General features: G+C 62.6%; 6 protein-coding genes and 1 pseudogene. 2 read left to right on the top strand and 5 right to left on the bottom strand.

Features of this window, described 5'->3' with window-relative positions; all coding sequences use genetic code 11:
- A pseudogene (locus ACILRA_RS18060) lies at window positions 1-247 on the top strand (glutathione peroxidase); the annotation flags it as partial.
- A gap of 171 nt (window positions 248-418) precedes the next feature.
- Here the strand turns inward: ACILRA_RS18060 and greA are convergent.
- Window positions 419-892 (bottom strand): transcription elongation factor GreA, encoded by a 474-nt coding sequence (gene greA / locus ACILRA_RS18055; RefSeq protein WP_395663456.1) that lies wholly within the window; start codon window positions 890-892, stop codon window positions 419-421.
- Window positions 893-1188: 296 nt separating this feature from the next.
- On the opposite strand from greA, the gene ACILRA_RS18050 reads away from it, so the two are divergent.
- Window positions 1189-1683, top strand: a complete 495-nt coding sequence (locus ACILRA_RS18050) for a DUF1499 domain-containing protein (protein ID WP_395663455.1) — start codon at window positions 1189-1191, stop codon at window positions 1681-1683.
- A gap of 53 nt (window positions 1684-1736) precedes the next feature.
- Here the strand turns inward: ACILRA_RS18050 and carB are convergent, their stop codons facing one another.
- The 4 genes from carB to ACILRA_RS18030 form a co-directional block, all read right to left on the bottom strand.
- Complete coding sequence (gene carB, locus ACILRA_RS18045; protein WP_395663454.1) at window positions 1737-5102, bottom strand: carbamoyl-phosphate synthase large subunit; 3366 nt, start codon at window positions 5100-5102, stop codon at window positions 1737-1739.
- Between the two features lie 197 nt (window positions 5103-5299).
- Window positions 5300-5461 carry a hypothetical protein gene (locus ACILRA_RS18040; protein WP_395663453.1) on the bottom strand — a complete coding sequence of 54 codons (162 nt, stop codon included), beginning with the start codon at window positions 5459-5461 and terminating at the stop codon, window positions 5300-5302.
- Window positions 5462-5504: 43 nt separating this feature from the next.
- Window positions 5505-5708: a hypothetical protein gene (locus ACILRA_RS18035; RefSeq protein WP_395663452.1), complete on the bottom strand. Its 204-nt coding sequence runs from the start codon at window positions 5706-5708 to the stop codon at window positions 5505-5507.
- A 259-nt stretch (window positions 5709-5967) separates the two neighbouring features.
- Entirely contained in the window at window positions 5968-6177 is a 210-nt protein-coding gene (locus tag ACILRA_RS18030; RefSeq protein WP_395663451.1) for a hypothetical protein, read from the bottom strand.
- Between the last annotated feature and the right edge of the window lie 356 nt (window positions 6178-6533).

Here is a 6533-nt window from a genome sequence, read left to right as displayed (position 1 = left end):
TTTCTGCAAGCTCAACTACGGCGTGACGTTTCCGCTCGCTGACAAGACGGTGGTGAAGGGCGCGGGCGCCCACCCCTTCTATGTGTGGGCCGGCGAGAAGGCGGGCATGCTGGGGCGGCCCAAGTGGAACTTCCACAAATACCTGATCGGCGCCGATGGCCGCTTCATCGACTGGTTCTCGACCCAGACCAAGCCCATGGCGCCTAAGATCCGGCAGGCGGTCGAAAAGGCGCTGCCGACAAGCTGAAACAAAAAGAGCCGGGCAAAACCCGGCTCTTGTCATATCTGGCGGAGGCGCGCGGCGGTTAGAGCATGACCCGCAAAAGTGGAAACCACTTTTGCGATAAGGTCATGCTCAAGCCATTGATCTTGCGCGAGTTCTTTTCGACCAGGTGATTCCACCTGGTCGGAACACGCGCTAGCGCCAGACGACGTTGGCGATCTCGTAGGATTTGCCGCCGCCCGGCGTGTTGACCTCAACCGAGTCGCCCATCTTCTTGCCGATGATGGCGCGCGCGATGGGGGAGGAGACGGAGATCTTGCCCTTCTTCACGTCGGCCTCGAACTCGCCGACGATCTGGTAGGAGGTCTTCTCCTCGGTTTCCTCGTCGATCAGCGTCACCTTGGCGCCGAACTTGACGGTGTCGCCCGAGAGCTTGGAAATGTCGATGATCTCGGCGCGGGACAGCTTGTCCTCGAGCTCGGCGACGCGGGCCTCGGTCCAGCCCTGCTGCTCCTTGGCGGCGTGGTATTCGGCATTCTCTGACAGGTCGCCATGCGAGCGGGCTTCCTCGATGGCCTTGATGATGCGCGGGCGCTCCACGGACTTGAGGTGCTTCACCTCATCCATCATGGCGGAGTGGCCTTCGGCAGTCATCGGCACTTTGTCCATCGGTCTCGTCCAGTTTCTTGAATTCCCCGGGTCTCTTGTCCGGCCCGGAGAGGAATGATCATCGGTCGTGTGGGAAAAAACGACACCCGGCGATACGGATAACTCCGTGTCTTGCCGGGCGAAACGAGAAGATGGCTCAACTTCGTCCGGATTTCAAGGGGAGGGCGGTGAATGTATTCTAACAAATTGAAAAGATTGCTCTATCCTTTATTCCAGATGGCCGGAATCCCGCTTCGGGACGCCAAAGCTGGACCCCGGCCTGCGCCGGGGTGACGGGTGAATGAGGTTGGGCTAGCATGAGCATCATGGCGAACCGCAAGATCCTGCTGATCGTGATTGCCGCTGCCGTGGCCTTGGCTTTCCTTGCGGCATGGCCGCGCCTTGGCACGGCGGACCTGGGCGAGGTTGATTTCACGACACTCACGCGGCGGGACACGCCCAATGACGCGCTGGCCTGTTCGCCGCAGCTTTGCGCCGCCACCGCCGATGTCGCAGCACCTCTTTTCTCCCTGCCGCAAGAGGAGGTGCTGCGTGCCATGCAGGAGGCCGTGGCGGGTGAGCCGCGGCTGGAACAGGTGGCGGCGGACGCTGCGTCCGGCACGCTCCGCTACGTCCAGCGCAGCAGGCTGATGGGGTTTCCCGATACCATCAACGTCAAGGTCATGCCGGCGCCGGAGGGCGGCTCGGTGGTGCTGCTCTATTCCCGCTCGAAGCTGGGCAGGAGCGACATGGGGGTGAACAGGGCCCGGGTGGAGCGGTGGATCGGCTTGATCGAGGCCGCAGCGAAATAGAAATCCTGCCTTTCCCATTCCTCTCCCCCACTGCGTGGGGGAGAGGGGGAAGTTCAGAAATAATCCTGCAGCGGCTTCACGTCCAACCGGCCTTCCTTCTGGGCGGCAATCGCCTTGGTGACGGCGAGGATGCCGGGCAGCGTGGTGTAGTAGGGCACCTTCTGCATCAGTGCCGTCTGGCGGATGGGCTTCGAGTCGGACTGCGAGGCGCGTGTCTCGGTGGTGTTCAGTACCAGCTGGATCTCGCCGTTCTTGATCGCATCCACCACATGCGGGCGGCCTTCCAGCACCTTGTTAATCTTTGTGGAGGGAACGCCCTTATCCTCGAAATAGCGCTGCGTGCCCCCCGTGGCGACGAGCTTGAAGCCCATCTCCACGAGCTTGCGCATGGCGGGGAGGATCTTGGCCTTGTCGGCATCCTTGACCGAGATGAAGACCGTGCCCGCCTGCGGCATGCGCATGCCCGCACCAAGCTGGCTCTTGGCGAAGGCCATGTCGTACGTCATGTCGAGGCCCATCACCTCGCCCGTCGAACGCATCTCGGGTCCGAGGAGAACATCGACGCCGGGGAAGCGGTTGAAGGGGAAGACGGCTTCCTTGACCGCCACATGCGCGAGCTTCTTCTGCTTCAGCTTGAAGCTGGCAAGGCTCTCGCCTGCCATGACGCGCGCCGCGATCTTCGCGACGGGAAGGCCGATGACCTTGGCGACGAAGGGCACGGTGCGTGACGCACGCGGATTGACTTCCAGCACATAGACCTCGCCATCCTTGATGGCGAACTGCACGTTCATGAGGCCGACGACGTTGAGGGCCAGCGCCATGACCTTGGCCTGGCGCTCCATCTCCGCAATCACGGGCGCTTTAAGCGAATAGGGCGGCAGCGAGCAGGCGCTATCACCTGAATGGATGCCCGCTTCCTCGATGTGCTCCATGACGCCGGCGATGAACACGTCCTTGCCGTCGCAGATGGCGTCGACGTCGACTTCGATGGCGTTGGAGAGATAGCTGTCGATCAGCACCGGTGAGTCGCCCGACACCACGACGGCCTCGGTGATGTAGCGCTCGAGCTGGGCGTCGTCCTTGACGATTTCCATGGCGCGGCCGCCCAGCACATAGGACGGGCGGATGACGACGGGGAAGCCGATCTTCTTGGCGATCTTCTTCGCTTCGGCAGCGGAATAGGCCATGCCGTTTTCGGGCTGGCGCAGCTTCAGCTTCTTCAGAAGCTTCGAGAAGCGGTCACGGTCTTCGGCCAGGTCGATGGCATCGGGCGTGGTGCCGAGGATCGGAACGCCGGCCTTCTCAAGTGCGCCCGCGAGCTTCAGGGGCGTCTGGCCGCCGAACTGGACGATGACGCCCTTGAGCGTGCCGTTCTTCTGCTCAGTGTGGATGATCTCGAGCACGTCTTCTGCGGTGAGTGGCTCGAAGTAGAGGCGGTCCGAGGTGTCGTAGTCGGTCGAGACGGTCTCGGGGTTGCAGTTGACCATGATCGATTCATAGCCCGCGTCATGCAGCGCGAAGCAGGCATGGCAGCAGCAATAATCGAACTCGATTCCCTGGCCGATGCGGTTGGGCCCGCCACCGAGGATGATGATCTTCTGACGGTCAGACGGCCGCGCCTCATCTTCCGCGTCATAGGTTGAATACATGTAAGCGGTGGGTGAGGCGAATTCGGCCGCACAGGTGTCGATGCGCTTGAACACGGGGCGCACACCCAGCTTGTGGCGGTGGCTGCGCACCTTGTCTTCGGAGATCCGTACGAGCTCGCCCAGGCGCTGGTCCGAGAAGCCCATGGACTTGAGCTTCTTGAGGTTCACGGCATCCTTCGGCAGGCCGCGCTCACGGATCTTCTCTTCCGTCTGCACGATCTCTTCGATCTGGCGGAGGAACCACGGCTCGTATTTGCAGGAGGCGAAGATCTGCTCGACCGTGGCGCCCATGCGGAAGGCCTGCGCGATTTTCAGCAGGCGGTCTGGCGTGGGGGTGCCCAGCGCAGCGCGGATGGCGTTCTTGTCGTCGCCTTCGCCTGCCCCTTCGATTTCGACTTCGTTGAAGCCGGTGAGGCCGGTTTCAAGCCCGCGCAGGGCTTTCTGCATGGATTCCTGGAAGGAGCGGCCAATCGCCATCACTTCGCCGACCGACTTCATGGCGGTGGTCAGGTTGTTGGAGGCGCCCGGGAACTTCTCGAAGGCAAAGCGCGGAATCTTGGTGACGACGTAATCGATGGTCGGCTCGAAGGCCGCGGGCGTGGCGCCGCCCGTGATGTCATTGGCGAGTTCGTCCAGCGTGTAGCCGACGGCGAGGCGGGCTGCGACCTTGGCGATGGGGAAGCCGGTGGCTTTGGAGGCCAAGGCCGAGGAGCGCGAGACGCGCGGGTTCATCTCGATCACGACCAGGCGGCCATCTGCCGGGTTGACGCCGAACTGTACGTTCGAGCCGCCCGTCTCGATGCCGATCTCGCGCAGCACCGCGATCGAGGCGTTGCGCATGATCTGGTATTCTTTGTCCGTCAGCGTCAGCGCCGGGGCGACCGTGATCGAATCGCCGGTGTGAACACCCATCGGGTCCACGTTCTCGATGGAACAGACGATGATGCAGTTGTCCGCCGTGTCGCGGACGACCTCCATCTCATATTCCTTCCAGCCCAGCACCGATTCCTCGATCAGGACTTCCGCGGTGGGGGAGGCATCGAGGCCCTTTTCCACGATGTCGAAGAATTCCTCGCGGTTGTAGGCGATGCCGCCGCCGGTGCCGCCCAGCGTGAAGGAGGGGCGGATGATGCAGGGCAGTCCCACCTCAAGCATGGCTTCGAAGGCTTCCACCATGGCGCGGTTGCGGTATTTGCGCAGCCGCTCCGGCTCGGACGCGGCCCAGCTCTTCTCGAAAGCCTCGATGTCGCCGCCGCCGGACTTGAGACGCGCGATCTCGGCGGCATAGACATCCTTGTCGGCGTCCTTTGCATCGGAGGCATTGGCCAGCATCGACTTCGGCGTGTCGAGGCCGATCTTCTTCATCGCCTCGCGGAACAGTTCGCGGTCTTCCGCCTTGTCGATGGCGTCCGCCTTGGCGCCGATCAGCTCGACGCCGTATTTCTCCAGCACGCCCATCTTGTTGAGGGAGAGCGCGGTGTTCAGCGCCGTCTGGCCGCCCATGGTGGGCAGCAGGGCGTCTGGCCGCTCCTTCTCGATGATTCGGGCGACAACTTCCGGGGTGATCGGCTCGATGTAGGTGGCGTCCGCCAGGTCCGGGTCCGTCATGATGGTCGCCGGATTGGAGTTGACCAGAATGATGCGGTAACCCTCGGCCTTCAGGGCCTTGCAGGCCTGGGTGCCGGAGTAGTCGAACTCGCAGGCCTGGCCGATGATGATCGGTCCAGCCCCGATGATGAGGATGGATTTGATGTCAGTGCGCTTTGGCATCTTGAGGGGAACCCGAATTTTGGGTTTCCTACACACTCGAGGCGGGGATTCCAAGCCTAATCGGCCATGCCACCCGCTTAGAGCCGGAGGCCTCGCGCTGGAAGATCACGGCGCGGGCAAGCCCCGTGCGTGTGGGATGGCCTTTGCCTCGCTCAGGCGTCGAGGCAGCGGCGGATCTGGCAGGGCTCCATCGATACCTATGCGGCCGGAGGCCAGACACCGTTCTTCGCAATGACGGTCACGTTCAGCGAGGCTGCAGGTGCCGCTGGAGCGGGTTGCATCTTGGGGCCCGGCCCGGCGAAGGCGCCCGCCGACAGGAAGATTACGCTCAGCAGCATCGAAGTGGTGAGGGTCTTCATGATCATCTTCTCCTTGCAGGCGGCGTCCGCCCGGGGAAATTCGTCAGCCCAGCGTGTGGATGCATTCGTCGTCGAGGCATTCCTCGACTTCGAGCGGCCCCATCAGGGGAAAGGCCTGGTTCTTCTCGATCACCGTGACGTTGGAGCCGGGAACCTCGCGTTCCGTGCGCTGCTCCGGGTTCACAGCGGCGAGCGCGGTGGCGGCGGTGCCGAGGGCGATCAGCAGGACGGCGGTGTAGCGGGTCATTATCGTTACTCCGTAGGTGCCGGTGTGGCCCGGCTGCTCTCGTCATGGGAGCTTTCTACGGCCCTGCCGCCTGGGCGGCTGTAATGCGCATCACAGCTGCGGATAATCCGAAAAAAAGAACCCCGGAACATGTCCGGGGTCCAGTTGCAGGCAGTGTTTGCAGGGGATGGGGGGGAAGTACTGCCTGGGTAGAAAACATATCGTGATGGGGAACTGGCTATTCAAGCGCCGGAATGGCCGGAAGCGCGGCGCCTGCCGCTCAGGAGGCGAGGTCTGAACAGTCGTCGCGCACGCACTCTTCCACGACGATCGGACCCAGCACCGGGAATGGGCTGTTCTTCTCGATCACCGTCACGTTGGCGGCGGTGGCCACGTCATGGGCGGATTTGGCGGCGGATGCCTCGACCGCCGCGGCAACGCCGGCAATGGTGCCAAGCGCAAGGGTCAGGACGAAGGCGTAGCGGATCATGTTCAAATTCCCTTTGTGTCTTCAGTCAGGGCACGTTGCCTTGTCCGCTTGGAACCAGGACTGAACGCACCGTTCATGTGACGTTTATCTGGGGGAAGATCCGTACGCTGTTGGGACAGTCCTGTTACCGGTTTGTGAAATGTTGTGACCAGTTCAGGGCAAATGAGGCGGCTGCCTTAATTGGCAGAAGCGCCTTAGGGGCTGCGCCCGATTGGGCGGGAAAGGGTGGTATCAATCCGGTTCCAGAAACAGAGAAGGCCGCTCTCCCGGGGAGGCGGCCTTCAATCAACCGGACAGTGAATGCGCTTACTGAGCGCGCGGACCGCGCGTGGGTGCGCCTTCGACCTTCTTCGGCA

Origin of the sequence: Aestuariivirga sp., assembly GCF_044239095.1 — a bacterium.
GTDB lineage: Bacteria > Pseudomonadota > Alphaproteobacteria > Rhizobiales > Aestuariivirgaceae > Aestuariivirga.
Note: the sequence above shows the minus strand (reverse complement) of the source record. Positions and strands in the feature narration are given on the sequence as shown.